Annotated in this window: 16 protein-coding genes and 1 pseudogene; 8 read left to right on the top strand and 9 right to left on the bottom strand. The window is 70.4% G+C overall.

The annotated features are described in order from the left end of the window. Positions 1 to 203: 203 nt before the first annotated feature. The 6 genes from AB0N63_RS24980 to AB0N63_RS24955 all read right to left on the bottom strand — a co-directional run bounded on the left by AB0N63_RS24980 (position 204) and on the right by AB0N63_RS24955 (position 6,583). The gene (locus tag AB0N63_RS24980; protein WP_365531645.1) at positions 204 to 1,055 is read right to left on the bottom strand and encodes a ketose-bisphosphate aldolase; all 852 of its coding nucleotides are present in this window, start codon (positions 1,053 to 1,055) and stop codon (positions 204 to 206) included. A 95-nt stretch (positions 1,056 to 1,150) separates the two neighbouring features. After that, a complete protein-coding gene (locus AB0N63_RS24975) occupies positions 1,151 to 2,101 on the bottom strand; it encodes a DMT family transporter (protein WP_365531642.1) in 951 nt (316 codons plus the stop codon). After that, positions 2,098 to 3,090 (bottom strand): BadF/BadG/BcrA/BcrD ATPase family protein, encoded by a 993-nt coding sequence (locus tag AB0N63_RS24970; protein WP_365531639.1) that lies wholly within the window; start codon positions 3,088 to 3,090, stop codon positions 2,098 to 2,100. The genes AB0N63_RS24975 and AB0N63_RS24970 overlap by 4 nt, the downstream gene beginning before the upstream one ends. A 49-nt stretch (positions 3,091 to 3,139) precedes the next feature. Then, on the bottom strand, positions 3,140 to 4,303 hold the full coding sequence (locus AB0N63_RS24965) for an SIS domain-containing protein (protein ID WP_365531636.1): 1,164 nt from the start codon (positions 4,301 to 4,303) through the stop codon (positions 3,140 to 3,142). After that, positions 4,300 to 5,595: a D-tagatose-bisphosphate aldolase, class II, non-catalytic subunit gene (locus AB0N63_RS24960; protein WP_365531634.1), complete on the bottom strand. Its 1,296-nt coding sequence runs from the start codon at positions 5,593 to 5,595 to the stop codon at positions 4,300 to 4,302. Before AB0N63_RS24960 ends, AB0N63_RS24965 begins: the two co-directional genes overlap by 4 nt. Before the next feature lie 199 nt (positions 5,596 to 5,794). Beyond that, positions 5,795 to 6,583, bottom strand: coding sequence for a GntR family transcriptional regulator (locus AB0N63_RS24955; RefSeq protein ID WP_365531631.1), 789 nt, complete (start codon positions 6,581 to 6,583; stop codon positions 5,795 to 5,797). Between the two features lie 438 nt (positions 6,584 to 7,021). Between AB0N63_RS24955 and AB0N63_RS24950 the strand changes: the two genes are divergently transcribed. After that, entirely contained in the window at positions 7,022 to 9,088 is a 2,067-nt protein-coding gene (locus AB0N63_RS24950) for a glycoside hydrolase family 36 protein (RefSeq protein WP_365531629.1), read from the top strand. Between the two features lie 274 nt (positions 9,089 to 9,362). Then, the gene (locus AB0N63_RS24945; protein WP_365531626.1) at positions 9,363 to 9,503 is read left to right on the top strand and encodes a hypothetical protein; all 141 of its coding nucleotides are present in this window, start codon (positions 9,363 to 9,365) and stop codon (positions 9,501 to 9,503) included. 81 nt (positions 9,504 to 9,584) lie between these two features. Here AB0N63_RS24945 and AB0N63_RS24940 read toward each other — a convergent pair whose 3' ends face one another. Beyond that, complete coding sequence (locus AB0N63_RS24940) at positions 9,585 to 10,061, bottom strand: MarR family transcriptional regulator (RefSeq protein ID WP_365531624.1); 477 nt, start codon at positions 10,059 to 10,061, stop codon at positions 9,585 to 9,587. A 69-nt stretch (positions 10,062 to 10,130) separates the two neighbouring features. On the opposite strand from AB0N63_RS24940, the gene AB0N63_RS24935 reads away from it, so the two are divergent. Next, a complete protein-coding gene (locus AB0N63_RS24935) occupies positions 10,131 to 11,054 on the top strand; it encodes an alpha/beta hydrolase (protein ID WP_365531622.1) in 924 nt (307 codons plus the stop codon). Positions 11,055 to 11,126: 72 nt separating this feature from the next. Here AB0N63_RS24935 and AB0N63_RS24930 read toward each other — a convergent pair. Further along, a pseudogene (locus AB0N63_RS24930) lies at positions 11,127 to 11,468 on the bottom strand (transposase); the annotation flags it as partial. Positions 11,469 to 11,627: 159 nt separating this feature from the next. Here AB0N63_RS24930 and AB0N63_RS24925 point away from each other — a divergent pair. The 4 genes from AB0N63_RS24925 to AB0N63_RS24910 all read left to right on the top strand — a co-directional run bounded on the left by AB0N63_RS24925 (position 11,628) and on the right by AB0N63_RS24910 (position 14,428). Further along, positions 11,628 to 12,368, top strand: a complete 741-nt coding sequence (locus tag AB0N63_RS24925) for an SDR family oxidoreductase (protein WP_365531620.1) — start codon at positions 11,628 to 11,630, stop codon at positions 12,366 to 12,368. Positions 12,369 to 12,424: 56 nt separating this feature from the next. Continuing rightward, positions 12,425 to 13,324, top strand: a complete 900-nt coding sequence (locus AB0N63_RS24920) for an SDR family oxidoreductase (RefSeq protein ID WP_365531618.1) — start codon at positions 12,425 to 12,427, stop codon at positions 13,322 to 13,324. Positions 13,325 to 13,398: 74 nt separating this feature from the next. Continuing rightward, entirely contained in the window at positions 13,399 to 13,668 is a 270-nt protein-coding gene (locus tag AB0N63_RS24915) for a hypothetical protein (protein ID WP_365531615.1), read from the top strand. Between the two features lie 139 nt (positions 13,669 to 13,807). Beyond that, entirely contained in the window at positions 13,808 to 14,428 is a 621-nt protein-coding gene (locus AB0N63_RS24910; RefSeq protein WP_365531613.1) for a TetR/AcrR family transcriptional regulator, read from the top strand. Between the two features lie 329 nt (positions 14,429 to 14,757). On the opposite strand, the gene AB0N63_RS24905 is transcribed toward AB0N63_RS24910, so the two are convergent. After that, positions 14,758 to 15,399 (bottom strand): MBL fold metallo-hydrolase, encoded by a 642-nt coding sequence (locus tag AB0N63_RS24905; protein WP_365531760.1) that lies wholly within the window; start codon positions 15,397 to 15,399, stop codon positions 14,758 to 14,760. Between the two features lie 74 nt (positions 15,400 to 15,473). Between AB0N63_RS24905 and AB0N63_RS24900 the strand changes: the two genes are divergently transcribed. Next, the gene (locus AB0N63_RS24900; RefSeq protein ID WP_365531611.1) at positions 15,474 to 15,899 is read left to right on the top strand and encodes a MarR family winged helix-turn-helix transcriptional regulator; all 426 of its coding nucleotides are present in this window, start codon (positions 15,474 to 15,476) and stop codon (positions 15,897 to 15,899) included. Positions 15,900 to 16,008 lie beyond the last annotated feature (109 nt).

Genomic DNA, 16,008 nt, shown 5'->3' with positions numbered 1-16,008 from the left:
CGGCCGATCCCGTGCGGTGCCTCGACCGGCAGCGGTGCGAGCCACGCCTGGACCTGGTCGGGGTCGACCGTGAGGACGCCGCCGGGCGGGGGACATGGGCGGAGGCCCTGGCGGCGACCATGACGGTGGGTCCTATGCCGACCCGCACGTCCACCCCGAGGCGGGACAGAGTGCGGCAGGTCCGGGGAAAGCTCCGGGCCCGCTCAGCCGCTCACCACACCGAGAAGGACCCGGACCGTCTCCGCCATCGTCTCCCGGCCCTGGGCGACGTAGGGGCGGGGGTCGGTCAGGTCGGGCCGGGCCGCCAGCGCTTCGCGGACCGCGCCGGTGAACGCGACGTTGAGAGCGGTACCGATGTTGATCTTCACGATGCCCGCCTGGACGGCTTGTCGCAGGTCGTCGTCGCCGACGCCCGACGAACCGTGCAGCACCAGAGGTACGGGCACGGCCTCCCTCAGGCGTTCGATGAGCGCGTGGTCCAGGGTCGCGGAACGTTCGGTCATCGCGTGGCTGCTGCCGACGGCGACGGCCAGGGCGTCCACGCCGGTGTCCGCGACATAGCGCGCCGCCTCCTGCGGGTCGGTGCGCACCCCGGCAGCGTGGGCGCTCGCGGGGGCGTCGGGCTTGCCGCCCACATAGCCGAGTTCGGCCTCCAGCCACAGACCCGCGCCGTGGGCCCACTCGGCCGCGGCGCGGGTGGCGGCGAGGTTCTCGGCGTACGGCTGCGCCCCGGCGTCGAACATCGCGGAGGAGAACCCCGCGTCGGCCGCCGTGCGCAGCAGCCGCATGTCCGTCACATGATCCATGTGCAGTGCGACGTCGACGTCACAGGCCTTGCCGACCTCGGCCGCTGCCCGCGCGATCGGCTCGACCCGGCCTCCGTGGAACCGTACGGCGTTCTCGCTGATCTGCAGGATCACCCCCGGGGCGCCCGCGGCGGCTGCGCCGGCGGTGATCGCCTCGGCGTGCTCCAGTGTGATCACGTTGAACGCCGCGACGGCCCGGCCCGCGGCGGCGGCCTTCGTGACGAGTTCGCGCGTGGGAACCAGGGGCATGAGGGTGTCCCCTCGCTTTCATGTCGGTTCGGTGGGTACGGGCCGGTGTCGGCCCGTACCGCTACGTGGTTCGGCCGGTACGGATAGGTGGGCGATCAGGACTTCTGCGCGGCCGGACTCATGTCCGCGCCGTCGCCCGCCGCCCCCGGGGCCACGGAACTCTCGCCGCTCTTCTCGTCGCTGTAGACCATCAGGGTCGAGCCGGCCAGGGCCAGCACGATGCCGAGGGTGCCCCATACGTTGGGGAGCGTCTGGTAGACCGCCAGGGACAGCACGATGGTCAGCACCGGCGCCAGTGCGTTGGTGACGGGGGCGACCACCGTGGCCTTGCCCCGGCTGAACGCCATGACCAGGAACAGCGCGCCGACCGCGTTGAGGACCTGCGTCACCGCGGTGAGCGCGGGTGCCTGCCACGGGGCGTCGGACGGGAAATCGCCCATCATCACGAACGCCACCGGCACCAGCAGCAGTCCGCTGATGGTCATCCAGCCGAAGGTCGTCGCGTCGTTGACCCCGACCACCGCGGCCTTGCGCATGCAGAACGCCTGCACGCCCCAGGCGACGCAGATCAGGATGGCCATCAGCAGCCACGGGCCGTGCGAGTTCGAGTCGTCCTTGGCGCTGGGAATGCTGAGCAGCACGATCGCCGCGAGCGCCGCGACGACACCCACGAGGGCGAGCCGGTTGATCCGCTCGCGGAGCAGCACCATCGCCATGAGGACGGTGACCACCGGGGAGAGCGAGACAAGGGGGAAGATCAGGTACGCCGGGCCGTTGGCGAGCGCGTGGAACAGCAGCAACTGTCCGCCGGCGCCGGTCAGTCCCGCGATCAGCCCGTACACGGCGGCGATCGGTCGGCGGTCGAACGTGTTGCCGCGCATCGCGAAGTACGCGGGGATGAGCATCGTGAAGGCCCAGATGATGTAGATCATCTCGTTGGGGTAGCCGTACCTGCTGTTCGGCTCGCTGGAGAAGGCGCCCCACACACCCCAGAACAGGACCAGCAGCGACGCGTACACGATCCAGCTCTTTGTGCCTCTGTTCATCGGTCGTCCTCTCCTGAGGCAGGGGTCCCGGGGGCCGTGCGCAGCGCGTCGAGCGCGGGCTGGTCGAGCGGGGTTCCGGCGAGTTTTGCCGCGTACAGGGCGGCGCCTACGACAGGCTCGTAGAGAGGGTGTCGCAGCTCATAGTTGGTAAAACGGTTCTTCAGTCCGGAGGCGAACGCCTCCAGCACCGTGTGGGCGCCGAAGGTGCCGCCGGAGTAGGAGACCGGTACGGTCTCGTCCGGGCCGAACTCCAGCCGCTCGCGGGTGACGTCGACGAGCAGGGCGAGTTCCCGGCCGGCGTCGGTGAGGATCTCCGCGGCGACCTCGTCGCCCAGAGCGGCCGCCTCGGCCACCGAGCGGCTGAGCGCGGCGATCCGGCTCCGGTCGCCCTGCCACTGGTTGTGGACGACGTCGATCACGTCGAGGTCGGACGCGAGATCCAGGTGGCGCCGGAACACCTCGGCCAGGGGGCCCTCGGGGAGCCGCCCGTCGCCCATCCGTGAGAAGGCGTTGAGGCCCCGGACCGCGATCCAGTGCGCCGATCCCTCGTCGCCGAACATCTCGCTCCAGCCACCGATGCGCACGCCCCGGCCCAGTCGCTCGCCGTAGGTCATCGAACCGGTGCCACTGATGACGTTGATGCCGTCGACCGCGCCCAGCGAACCCGCCCAGCCGCAGACCATGTCGTTGTCGCAGGCGTAGCGGTCGTGCCCGAGCACCGCCTGCGGGGTCGCGTTCAGGACGGGCAGGTCGCGGGCCGCCTCCCCGTAACCGGGCAGCCCGAAAAAGGCGTACTCGACGTCGGCCGGGGTCAGCCCGGCCGCCGCGCAGACAGCTTCGACGCCTTCCTTCAGCACACGCTCGACAAGCTCGATGCCGTGGGAGAAGTAGTACGAACTTGCTGCCTGCGCTCGCGCCACGACTCGTCCGGACCGGTCGACCATGCAGAACGCGGTTTTCGTGCCGCCACCGTCGACACCCAGGAACATCGTTGTACCTCCGTCCGGCGCCCTCGAACCGCGCCGTCGATGCCTTCGATCAGTTGTGCAAGGAGTGCAAGGTCACGCCCTGCACCACGCGGTTGACCTCACCCGAGGGGAACGGGTTGTCGGGCCGCAGGCCCCGGGCCAGAGAGGCACGCAGGGCGATGAGCTGGGCGTACACCACGGCGGACAGCGCCAGGGCGGCATCCTCGACACCATCGAGGCCCGGAAGCGGCCAGGCGTCCGTGGCTGCGCCCTCCGTTCCCGCGCCGGAGTCCGCGGAGACCGTGACGACGCTGCCGGCGGGCAGCTCTCCCCGCAGCTCCGCATGGATGTCCTGGTCGTACTTGCGGGTGTACGGGTCGTTCGACACGTACACCACCACGACCGAACGGTCGTTGAGCACCGCCTTGGGACCGTGCCGGAACCCCAGCGAGGAGTCCGCGACGGCCATGAGCGTGCCACCGGTGAGCTCGAGCACCTTCAGCGCCGACTCCTCGGCGAGGCCCTTCAGCGGGCCGCTGCCGAGGAAGACGATCCGCTCGGGCGCGCTCTTGAGGAGGGCGCCGACGGTGCGGTCGACAGCGCTGCTGTCGGTGATCGACTCGGCTGCCCGGGCCAGGCGTTCGGCGACGCCGTCGTAGGCGCTGCCGCCCAGGGCGAGCAGTGCCGCGAGTGTCATGCACGTGAAGCTCGACGTCATGGCGAAGCCGCGGTCGTTGGACCCGGGCGGCATCAACAGCACGTGGGACTTCGGCAGCTCCGCGTGTTCGCGCGCCAGGCGGCCCTGCTCGTTGCAGGTGATCACGAGGTGGTGCACCTCGGAGAGAACCTGGTCGGCCAGGGCGGTGGCGGCCACGGACTCGGGGCTGTCGCCCGACCGTGCGAAGGAGACCAGCAGCGTGGGCACGTCCTCGGCGAGACATCCGCGGGGGTCGGCGACGAGGTCCGTGGTGGCAACCGCGTCGACGCGCCGTCCCAGACGCCGGGCCAGGGCGGGCTGGAGCACCTGGCCGGCGAAGGCGGAGGTGCCGGCGCCGGTGAGCACCACGCGCAGATCGCCGCGGGCGACGAGCGGACGCAGGAAGGCGTCCAGCGAGTCCCGGGAGGCCGAGACGATCCGGTCGACCTCGCGCCACAGCGCGGGCTGCTGGGCGATCTCGCGGACGGTGTGGGCAGCGCCGTCGTCCAAGGACAGCGTGCCGGAGGGCGTGGTCACACGTACTCCTTCTGGTTCGGGCGGGAGGCGCGGTCGTAGTCGCGCAGAACATCGCGGACGTGGTCCACGGCCAGGTCGCGGGGCCGGGCGGCGAGCTCGCCGTGGCGGACACGGGCGTACTGGAGCGGAAGATGTGCGCTGAGCAGCGGCAGGGGGATGTCCACGGCCGAGAGGTTGTCCAGGAGCCGGGCCTGGGCCATTTCGATCTCGGGGTCGGGCCAGTAGTAGCGCATTCGGTCGCTGTAGCTGTAGCGGCGTGCGAGGCGCTGCTCGGCGGCGCCGCCCGGGTAGTAGCCCTCCCATCGGGCCGGCTCCGCGAGCATCCGCCGCTCGACGACCTCGGCAAGGCGTGACCGCTCGGCGGCCGGCACCAGTTCGTCCTCGATGGCGGCGAGGGCGAACAGCGCCTCGCGCAGGGCGAAGGTCAGCCCGGGGCCCACCTTGAGGACCGCCCAGTGGTCCTCGACCAGCGCGGTGAGCGCCTCGGCGGTCTGGTAGTCGGTCGAGTGGGCCTCGTAGACCATGGTGGGCTCGTCGTCGAGGACCTTGCGCAGCTCCTCGGTCAGCTCCCGGCGGTAGTCGACGACCTGAAGGTGGTCGAACTCGACGGCCGGCTGGACGACGAGGGCCATGACACGCGGCCAGACCTCGTCGATGCCGTGCCGGGCGAACGCCTTGCGGTGCTGCTCCAGAGTGGTGCGCGCCGCCTCGGGCGTGGTCGGGACGAGAGCGTCGAGGGTCTCGTGCGCGCCGCCGGGCGTGGGCACCTCGGTACCGATCACGTACCGGATCCGCGCGGCCCGCTCGGGGCCGGCCGTCTCCTCGGCCACCCGGATCAGCCGCGCGGCGCGTTCGGCGACCACGTCGTCGGTCAGCGGTACGGGGTCACCGGCGCACGCGAAGCTGCAGTCCAGGTGGATCTTGGTGAAGCCCGCCGCCACGTAGGCGGCGACCAGGGCGTCGGCCCGCTCCATCGCCTCGTCGGGCGTCAGGGACTGCCAGCGGTTCGGTCCCAGGTGGTCGCCGCCGAGAATCACGCGGTCCAGTGGCAGACCACTTTCGGCGGCGATGCGGTACACGAGGTCGCGGAAGTCCGTGGGCCGCATGCCCGTGTAACCGCCGTACTGGTCGACCTGGTTCGAGGTCGCCTCCACCAGTACGTGACCGCCGCTCTCCCGTGCCTGCACCACGGCCGCCTCGATGACCAGCGGATGAGCCGAACACACCGAGGTGATGCCCTGCGGCTGTCCGGCCTTCTGACGCCGGACCACCTCGCTCAATGGGCTCTGCATTGCCAACCCCTTACTCAACGTGCATTTCGAGCCCTTTCGCCACGTTGGCCGGGAGCCCAGTGGGGACAGTACTGGTCTTACTCATGGCCGTCAACAGTCTTATTCTGGTATGGAACTGGTATTAGGTAACGAGCACGGCGACCGCCCCGCAGCCGGTACGTGGCGGAGGAGGGGAGCCTCCGTGACCTGCGGTGATCAATCAGCCCTGGTTGGTGATGGAGGCCCGGAACCGGTAGCGGTCCCCCCGGTAAACCTGGACGGTCAGTTCGATGGGGCGTGATTCCTGGTTCGACGTCAGCTGGGTCGCGACGAGCATCGGCATGGTCTCCCCGATCTCGAACAGCTCGATCTCCCGCGGCGTCGGGTGGCGGGCCTCGACCGAATAGTCGGCGACGCGGGGCAACTGCGGCGGGTCGGCGGCGCGCAGGGTGGCGTAGAGCGAGGCCGTGCTGAAGTCGGTCTCGGCCAGGGCCGGGCAGACCGCCAAAGGGAGCCGGTTGTGCTCGAGCACGACCAGCAGACCGTCGAGGAAGCGCAGTCGGTGGAGGTCGAAGAGGTCGGCGCCCGGAGCGATCCGGAGCTGCTCGGCCTCGGACACCGTGGCCGGGCGGACGGTGGCGGAGAGCACCTTGCCGGCCGTCGTCAAGCCGTTGGCCTGGGCATAGTCGGCGAACCCCTGGACCTGCGGGGCCACCGAGCCGGACGTCATCGTCGCCTCGGGGAGCAGACCGAGCTCGGCGACGAACCACCCGCGCGACGACGACGGCCGCACGATGCCCCGTGACTCCAATTGCGCGAGGGCCGCTCGCAGCGTCACGCGCGACACGGCGTACCGCTCGACCAGAGCCCGCTCGGAGGGCAGCCGGTCACCGGGACGGGCGGCGGCGGCGCGCAGGTCCTCGAGCAACTGCGTGGCCGTGCGCTCGTACAACGGGAGGGCATCGTCCCCGAACAGACCTCTGGGCATCGGCGTTCTCGCATCCGTCATACCAGAAAGATACCAATCCGATCGGCGGCGGGAACCCTCGTCGGGGCGGCCCACCCGTTGACAGGCCACTCGAATACCACTTACGTTCTCGCAGCAGACCACCCGGTGATGAAGAAGTCGCTCGTGAGCGACCTTCCGGTTCGCCGTGCCCCGGGCACCCCCCGGTGATCGAGGCAGCGTCGTAGCAGCTCACCGGGGGCGGCCGCGCCTGCCGCCGGAGGCGACCTCGCACCGGGGTGCCCGTTCGGACGCCACGCCGTCCCCCGACCCCACCCGACCTGCTGCGAAAGCCAGTGGCGGACCAGGCACCGACCAGCCTCACGGACGGCCGCTTCGCCGCGAGCACGCGGCTCGACTCGGAACGATCCACCACGACGGACAGAAGGCAGCTGCCCCAGTCGGGCACGCACGACCGAAAGAGAGTTCGAGATGACGGACATGAACCGGCGAAGCGTACTGAAGGTGGCGCTGGGGGGTGCCGGCCTGGCCGCCTTCCCCGCCGTGGCCATGGGCGCCTCACCCGCGGCCGCCGCACCGAACTCGGATCCTGACCTCGTCGGAGTCGGCGACACCTCCATCACCCTGGAGTTCGACGACCAACTGCGCAGCCGGGTGGCGCTGAAGGGCGTCGATCTCACCCGCTTCGACGCCGGCGAAGCCCTGCTGGTGGGCGACAAGGCCATCGAGGCGTTCGCCTACCGCGGACACCGGGCCCGCGCCACCCGGCACTCCCGCCACGGCGCGGGCGTCCGGGTGACGATCGAGGGCATGTCCGAGGAAGGCGTGCACAAGACGGTCGAGCTGACCTCCTTCGAGCGTCTGGCCGGCATGATCGTGATGAAGGTGACCTACACCAACAGGTCCCCCACCGCGCTGAAGGTCACCGGGTGGCGCAACGGAGCCCACGAACTCCTGGAGACCCCCGGCGGCTTCTACACCTTCTCCGGCACCACGCACACGGACCGCCGCGACTGGGTGATGCCGGTGAAGGACGGCTACGTCCAGGAGAACTCGCTGGGGATGGACTCCTCCGACTACGGCGGCGGCACCCCGCTGGCGACCGTCTGGCGCCGGGGCGCGGGCCTTTCCGTCGGACACGTCGAGCCCGTGGCGACCATCCTGCGCATGCCGGTCCGCAAGACGGCCGACGGCGTGAGCATCGCCGTCCAGGACGACACCGCCCGCACCCTGAAGCCGGGCCGTCGGCTCAGCACCGCCACCACGTTCCTGACCGCCCTCCCGGGCGACCACTTCGTGCCGCTCCAGCGGTACCGCGACTACATGAGCGACATCGGCCAGCGCGCGCCCAAGGTCCCCGCCTCGGCCTTCGAGCCCATCTGGTGCGCCTGGGGCTACGAGCGCGACTTCACCGTCGAGCAGGTCACCGGAACGCTGCCGAAGGCGCACGAGGTCGGCCTGCGCTGGGTCGTGCTCGACGACGGCTGGCAGACCAACGAGGGCGACTGGGACATCAACACGGCGAAGTTCCCGCGTGGCGAAGCGGACATGCGGACCTTCACCAAGGAGATCCGGGACGCCGGCCTGCGACCGCGCCTGTGGTGGGCCCCGCTCGCGGCGGACCCCGACAGCAACCTGATCCGGGACCACTCCGACATGCTGTTGCTGGACCGCGACGGCAACAAGCAGGACGTCACCTGGTGGGACGCCTACACGCTCTGCCCGGCCTACCAGCCGACCGTGGACTACTTCGTCGAGCAGGCGAAGAGGTTCATCGGCGACTGGGGCTACGAGGGGCTCAAGATCGACGGCCAGCACCTCAACAGCGTCGCACCCTGCTACAACCCGAAGCACCGGCACGCCCGCCCCGAGGAATCCACCGAGGGCGTGGCGCGGTTCTGGAAGGCGATCCACGAAGCCGCGCACGCGGCGAACCCCGACGCCCTCGTCGAACTCTGCCCCTGCGGCACCGCCTTCGCCTTCCACAACCTGCCCTACGTCGACCAGTACCCCAGCTCGGACCCGGAGTCCTCCTACCAGGTCCGGAGCAAGGGCAAGTCGATGAAGGCGCTGATGGGGGCGGGCAGCAGCTACGCCGGCGACCACGTCGAACTGAGCGACAACGGCGACGACTTCGCGTCCTCCTACGGGGTCGGAGCCGTCCTGTCGACCAAGTTCACCCTCCCCGGAGCGGGAGCCCCGGACAAGGCGACCGACCTCACCCCGGAGAAGGAGGTCCTCTGGCGCAAGTGGGTGTCCCTGTACGAGAAGAACATGCTTCCCACCGGCGAGTACCGCGGTGAGCTGTACGACATCGGCTTCGACAAGCCCGAGGCGCACGTCGTGGCCACGAAACGGACCCTCCACTACGCCTTCTACGCCGACCAGTGGGACGGGACGGTCGAGCTGCGCGGTCTGGGCCGCACGCGGTACCGCCTGACCGACCCGTTCACCGGCGAGTCACTCGGAACCGCCACTGCTCAGCACAACACCCTGAAGCTGTCCTTCGAGCGGTTCCAGCTCATCGTGGCCGAGCCCATCGGCTGATCGGCGGGCGGCCGGGCGCCCGGGCGCCCGGGCGACGCTCTTTGATCATGCGAGCGGCGTGCCACAGGCCTGCCGGGTCCCCGCTTCCCCCGGCAGGTCAGGTGGCGGCTCGGACCCGGCATGGCCGGTAAGGCCGCGCTGGTCCCGGGCGTCACCGTCGGTCATCCGGCTGGCCGGCAGGGCGCGCGCGGCGTCTACGTGGTGAGCTGAACCGGATGCGGTCGGCGGAGCACGCGCCCACGTCGCACGCCTTCCTGCTGCGGCCGACGAGGACGTGGCCCGGCTCTCCCCGCTCAGGGACCGGCACATCAACCTCCTGGGCCGCTGTCTGTTCAACACCAGATCCAGCGGCCCCGGCCAGGGTCTGCGTCCCTTGCGCGACTCCGACGCCATCGGGGACGCCGAGGACGACTGATCCCGCGCGTCCGACCCGTTGGGCCGCTCCCTGTACCCCGTGCAGGCCGGGTGCCGCCGCTCCGGCCCGAGGTGATGCTCGTCAGCCCGTGGGTGTGCCGATCTGGTTGCGTTCGAGCACGGAGCGCAGCTTGGAGAGTGCCTGCGCGGCGGCCGTCGCCGAGGAGTTGTCGAGAGTGCCCCCGATCAGCCGGGCCACTTCGGCGGTGAAGGTTCTCTCTGCCGCCTCGACGAGCTGGGTGCCGTTGTCGGTCAGGGCCAGTAGCGAGGAGCGGCGGTCGGCTGGGTTCGGCTGTCGGGCGGCCCACCCCTGCTTCTCCAGGCGGTCGATGGCTTTGCTGGTCGCCCCGATACCGATGGCGAATTCGGCGGCGAGGTCCGCCACACGGGACCCTGGGTGGTCGCGCAGGTAGCGCAGGGCCTCGAACTGCGAGGTGACGATCCCGTGCCGCTCGCGGAGACGATCGTTGAGGGCGTTGTACAGACGTGTCTCGCACCGGACCAGGTCGGCGAAGAGGCCCGGGAGGTCGACCGTCCCGCCGCTCGATGTGGATGCCATGGCATATAGAGTACGTTATATTCCACGGCATATAGTTCCACGGAAGTTACCTATGGCGGGAGCGTACCCATGAGCAAGGAACAGCGCGCGAAGGTCGACGCGATGCTGCGGCAGCCCCGGCCCGAAGGTCCCCGGTCCGTCGAGGCGATGCGAGCCGGATTCAAGGCGCTGATGGCCCGGATGACGGTGCCCGACGGCATCCGCACCACGCGGACGACGCTCGGCGACCGACCCGCACTGCGTGTCGAGCCGGACAACGGGCCGCACGCCGGGACGATCCTGTACTTCCACGGCGGCGGCTGGGTGTTCGGCTCTCCCGAGACCGCCCTGTCGCTGACGGGACACCTCGTGGCCAAGACCGGCCTCGGGGCGTACTCGCTGGACTACCGACTTGCCCCCGAGCACCCGTTCCCGGCCGCAATCGAAGACACGCTGAGCGCCTACCGCGCCCTCCTCGACAGCGGCAGAGATCCTTCGGCCATCGCGTTCGCCGGCGACTCCGCCGGCGGCGGCCTCACCGTCACCACCTGCCTCGCCGCCCGCGACGCGGGCCTCCCGCTGCCCGCCGCCATCGTGGCGTTCTCCCCGGGCCTCGACGCCACCCGAACCGGCGAGAGCATGGACACCAAAACGGGCATCGACCCGATCTTCACCCGCGAGGCCGTTGAACACACCGGAGCCATGTACCTCGCCGGAGCCGACCCGCATCAGCCCCTGCTCAGCCCGGCCGTCCTCGCCGACCTGACCAGCTTCCCCCCGATGCTGATCCAGGTAGGCGCCAACGAGATCCTGCTGGACGACTCCACGCGCCTGGCCGCGCGGGCGAGGGCAGCCGGAGTGGACGTCATCCTGGATGTCACCGCCGACGTGCCGCACGTGTTCCAGTCGTTCGCCGGTGTCCTGGACGAGGCGGACGAGGCACTGGACCGGGCAGCGCTCTTCCTCGGCCAGCGCATCCGCGCCGCGGACGCAGCGCACACGTCAGCAGGATAGGGACGGCCCCGGCCTCATCCGGGCCGCCGGGCTTGCCATCAGCAGACAAGGGGCTTGTGCCTGGTCTCCTCACGCCCGGACACGGGAGCCGTCGACCGCCGCCCGGAAGAAGTCCAGGGTGTTCGCGCCGCGGAGCTCGGCGAGGAGGACCTCGTGCAACCGGGGCCACACGCCGGCTTCGGTCCACTCGGACAGGCGGCGCCAGCAGGGCGTGCCCGAACCGAAGCCGGGTTCCTGCGGCAGGTACTCCCAGGCCACCCCGGCATGCAGGACGAACAGGGGGCCCTGGAACACCAGCCACTCCGGATGCCGGTTGCGACCCGGCTGCCGGATCCGACGCTCAACCTCCGGCGGCAGGGGTTCGATCACCGCCCACAGTTCGTCATCGACTTCCCACGGCTTCGGCCGAGCCACCCGCACCCCTCGACCGTCTGGTCCACCACGCCGGAGTCCACTCCCTCAAGAACGGCTCCTACCGCATGCGCGGCCGTGCTCGAGCGCAGATATGGACGCCACGTTCATTACATGCTTATATGTACGCGTCGTTCATTTACTCCTTGAGGGAGAACACCCATGAGCACCCCCTTCACCAATCGCGTCGCGCTGGTCACCGGTGGCTCGGGCGGCATCGGCCGTGTCGCGGCCGAGCGGCTCGCCCAGGAGGGTCACGCGGTCGCCGTGCAGTACGCGGGCAACAAGGCCAGGGCCGAGGAAACCGTGTCCGCGATCAACGCCGCCGGCGGCAGGGCCCTGGCAGTGGGAGGCGACGTCGCTGACGAGAGTGCGATGAACGCAGCGTTCGACGCGGTCGAGGCGGCCTTCGGCGGCGTCGACGTGGTCGTGAACACCGCGGGGATCATGACCCTGGGCCCGATCGCGACCTTCGACCTCGCCGACCTGGACCGGATGCACCGCACGAACATCCGCGGCGCGTTCGTCGTCTCCCAGCAGGCGGCGCGCCGCGTCCGTCCGGGTGGCGCGATCATCAACTTCTCGACCTCGGTGGTCCGCACCCAGCTGCCCGCCTACGGCGCCTACGTCGCCAGCAAGGCTGCCGTCGAGGGCCTGACCCTCACCCTGGCCCGTGAGCTGCGCGGCCGGGACATCACGGTCAACGCCGTCGCACCGGGCCCCACCGCCACGCCGCTGTTCCTGGACGGGAAGGACGACGCCGCCATCGCCGACTTCGCCAAGGCGACCCCGCTGGAGCGTCTGGGCCGGCCCGAGGACATCGCCGAAGTCGTCTCGTTCCTCGCCGGCCCCGCGCGCTGGGTCAACGGACAGGTCGTCTACGCCAACGGCGGCCTCGCCTGACCCCCGCCGCACACGCACCCCGCCCCACGCTCCGACTGCGGAAAGGAACCATGTTCATGCCCACCACCGGGAACGTCATCGTCATCACCGGCGCCTCCAGCGGTTTCGGGGCGCTCACCGCCCGCGCGCTGGCCGACGCCGGCCACACGGTCTACGCCGGCATGCGCCAGACCACCGGCCGCAACGCGCCCCAGGTGCAGGCCGCCGCCGACTACGCCAAAGAGCGCGACGTCGACCTGCGCTCCATCGAGCTCGATGTGAGTTCCCAGGACTCGGTCGACACCGCCATCGCACGGATCGAGGCGGAGCACGGCCACATCGACGTCCTGATCCACAACGCCGGGCACATGGTGACCGGGCCTGCCGAGGCGTTCACCCCCGACCAACTCGCCGAGCTCTACAACGTGAACGTGCTGTCCACCCAGCGCGTCAACCGCGCCGCGCTGCCGGGCATGCGCAGGCGCGGACAGGGACTGGTGGTCTGGGTGTCCAGCACCAGCGTCAAGGGCGGCACCCCGCCCTACCTCGCCCCCTACTTCGCCGCCAAGGCCGGCATGGACTCCCTGGCGGTGTCCTACGCCGGCGAGCTCGCCCGCTGGGGCGTGGAGACCACGATCGTCGTCCCGGGCTCGTTCACCAGCGGCACCAACCACTTCGCCCACTCCGGCCGCCCCGACGACACCGCCGTCGAGGCCGAGTACGAGACCAGGTACGCCGACCTGATGGACCAGGTGGCGACGAAGCTCGCCGCCCTCGCCCCCGAGGGCGCGTCCGCGTCGCTGGTCTCCGACGAGATCACCCGCATCATCGCCCTGCCCGCCGGACAGCGCCCCTACCGCGTTCACATCGACCCCGCCGACGATGGATCCGAGGAGGTCTCCGAGACTGCCGACCGCATCCGCCGTGAATTCCTCACCCGCATCGACCTCGGCGACCTCCTCACCGTCCAGCGCTGACACCCCGAGCCGGGACGGGCGAGGGACGTCGGCCCTGCCCTGTCCCGGGTCCGCACACCACCGAGGCAATCACCATGGCCACCAGCGAATCCCCGGCCGCCGTCCGGACGTTCACCGACGCGACCGACCGGGGCGACGCCGAGGCGTTCGCCGCCGCGTTCGCCCATGACGCCGGCCTCGACGACTGGGGCCGCGCGTACCACGGCCGCGACGGCGTACGCGCCTGGGACCGCACCGACAACATCGGCGTCCGGGCACACTTCGAGCTGGATGCGATCGAGCCCGGCTCGCTCTCACCCATCTGTCTTGCGACCCTGGCAACGGTCACCATGGCACCAGCATGACCTTCCGCCTGAGCGACGGGCTGATCGCAGGCCCTCGGATCGCCCCGTGCCACCGGCCGCGACGCCGCCCGCCCGCTCGACGGCGGGCAGCGCCTCCCTGGAAACTGACATGATCCCCGACAACCGAGCAGGAGCACCCGTGGCGCACAAGACGGACGGCCCCGCCGCCAAGGAAGGCAACGGCCGCGGACGAGGGCGCAGGCCGGCGGACGAGGTCCGAGCAGACGTCCTGCGCACCGCCGGCGACCTGCTGCTCACCGAGGGCATCGCCGACCTCACCTTCGAACGCGTCGCCAGGTCCTCGGGCGTCAGCAAGACCACCCTCTACAAGTGGTGGCCCTCCAAAGGAGCGCTCGCCCTGGACGGCTACTTCCACGCCGTCGAGGAAACACTCGCCTTCCCCGACACCGGAGACATCCACGCCGACCTGCTCACCCAACTCCGTGCCTTCGCCGACGTGATGACCCACACCCCAGGCGGACGCGTACTGACCGAGCTGATCGGCGAGTCACAGACCGACAAGGACCTGGCCACCGCCTACCGGAAGCTGTACTCCTCGCACCGGCGCCGGCTGGCGGCGGAGCGCCTCCACCGGGCTCAGGAACTCGGCCAGATTCGCGCCGGCATCGATGTGCAGGTCCTCGTCGACCAGCTCTGGGGCGCCGTCTACCACCGACTGCTCATCCCCGACGAACCTGTCACCGACGACTTCATCCTCGCGCTCGTGGACAACCTCCTGGACGGGATCCGCCCGAAGTAGGACGGTCGCGACCGCGGTGGTGACGGGTGGTGACGGCTACGCGCCGGCCGGTCCGGCATGGCCTTCCACACGACCGGCATGATTGCGACCGGTATGCAGGATCTCGTCGGACAGTCCGGGCTCGACGTGGCGTACGGCACGGGCGAGCGTCAGTGCGCCGACCATTTCACTGAGCGGGCGCATCGCCCTGCGCCGGGCTACGTCCGGTTGCAGTTCGCGCCCTGTTCCTCGGCTTCGGGCAGGAACTCGGCGGCGAAGCGCGGAGCGCGGGCCGCGCCGGGGGTGGACCGGCACGGCCCGCGGCGCACCGCACGTCGTCTGCCGCGGCCTCAGCCGATCCTGATGGAGGTGCCTGCGGTCAGGCGGCGGTAGGGGGCCCCGGTACCGGGGCCGTTGTCGCCCAGGAAGCCTGCGATCATCGCGGCGCCGATGTCGTTGAGGGCGCCGTCGTGGATGGCGTAGGTCTGTCGCGGGGACACCGCCCGCACGTAGTCGATGAGTTGTCCGGTCGTGGACCAGGGGCCGTGTACGGGCAGGAGCAGGGTGTCGACGGTGATGTCCGGGACGGTAAGGGCGTCTCCGGGATGGAACAGGGCGTCGTCGACCAGGAAGCCGATGTTCTCCATGCGCGGGATGTCCGGGTGGATGGGCGCGTGCCAGGTCCCGTAGACCTTCACGTCGAAGCCGGCCGCAGTGAAGGCCTCTCCCTCGCCGAGGGCGGTGACCCGGCTGCCGAGACCGTCCAGCAGCCTGGCGACAGAGGTGTTGGTCCAGATCCTCAGCACCGGGTTGCTTCGAGCGGCTTCGCGGAGCATCTCCTCGGAGAAGTGATCGAAGTGTTCGTGGGTGACCAGGACGGCATCGACGTCGTCCAGTGCGTGCGGGTCGGTCAGCCCGCCGGGGTCGATGACCAGGCGGCGGCCGTCTTTCTCCGCGCGAACGCAGGCGTGTCCGAACTTCGTGAGGTGCATGGACATCTCGTGACTCCCCAAACTCTACAACCTCGTTGTACAACCAGGTTACACACTTCCCGTAGGGTGGGGACATGGACGATATTTCGCTGGCTGAAGACCTGCGGCAGGTGATCGGTGGGCTGGTCCGTGCGGTCCGGGCCGCGGACACCATGCCCTCCGGGGAGGCCGCCCTTCTCGGACACCTCGACCGCGGCGGACCGCGGACCACGGCCGACCTCGCCCACCTGCGTGGCGTGAGCCACCAGGCGGCTGCCAAATCGGTGAAGGAACTCCTCGGCGGTGGCCTGGTACGCGCCGAACCTCATCCGACTGACGGCCGCAAGGTCCTGTTGCACATCACGGACGCCGGCCGCGTCCGCCTCCAGCGGGAACGCGCACAACGTGCCGACTGGCTCAACACCGCCATCGGCGCCGCACTCGACTCCGACGAGCAGCAGCAACTCCGGAACTGTGTCCAGCTGCTGGCCCGCCTGACCACCCACATCACCGGGCAGTGACAACGGGACGGAGCAATGCGCCGATCCGGCGCCGCCACTACCGGTCGAGTCCCTCGGCGGCGCGCCCGGCAAAGGTCAAGTCGTGGGCCGCGGCGTCGGCTTCCGCGAG

This window comes from Streptomyces sp. NPDC093260 (assembly GCF_040683715.1).
Taxonomy (GTDB): domain Bacteria; phylum Actinomycetota; class Actinomycetes; order Streptomycetales; family Streptomycetaceae; genus Streptomyces; species Streptomyces sennicomposti.
Note: the sequence above shows the minus strand (reverse complement) of the source record. Positions and strands in the feature narration are given on the sequence as shown.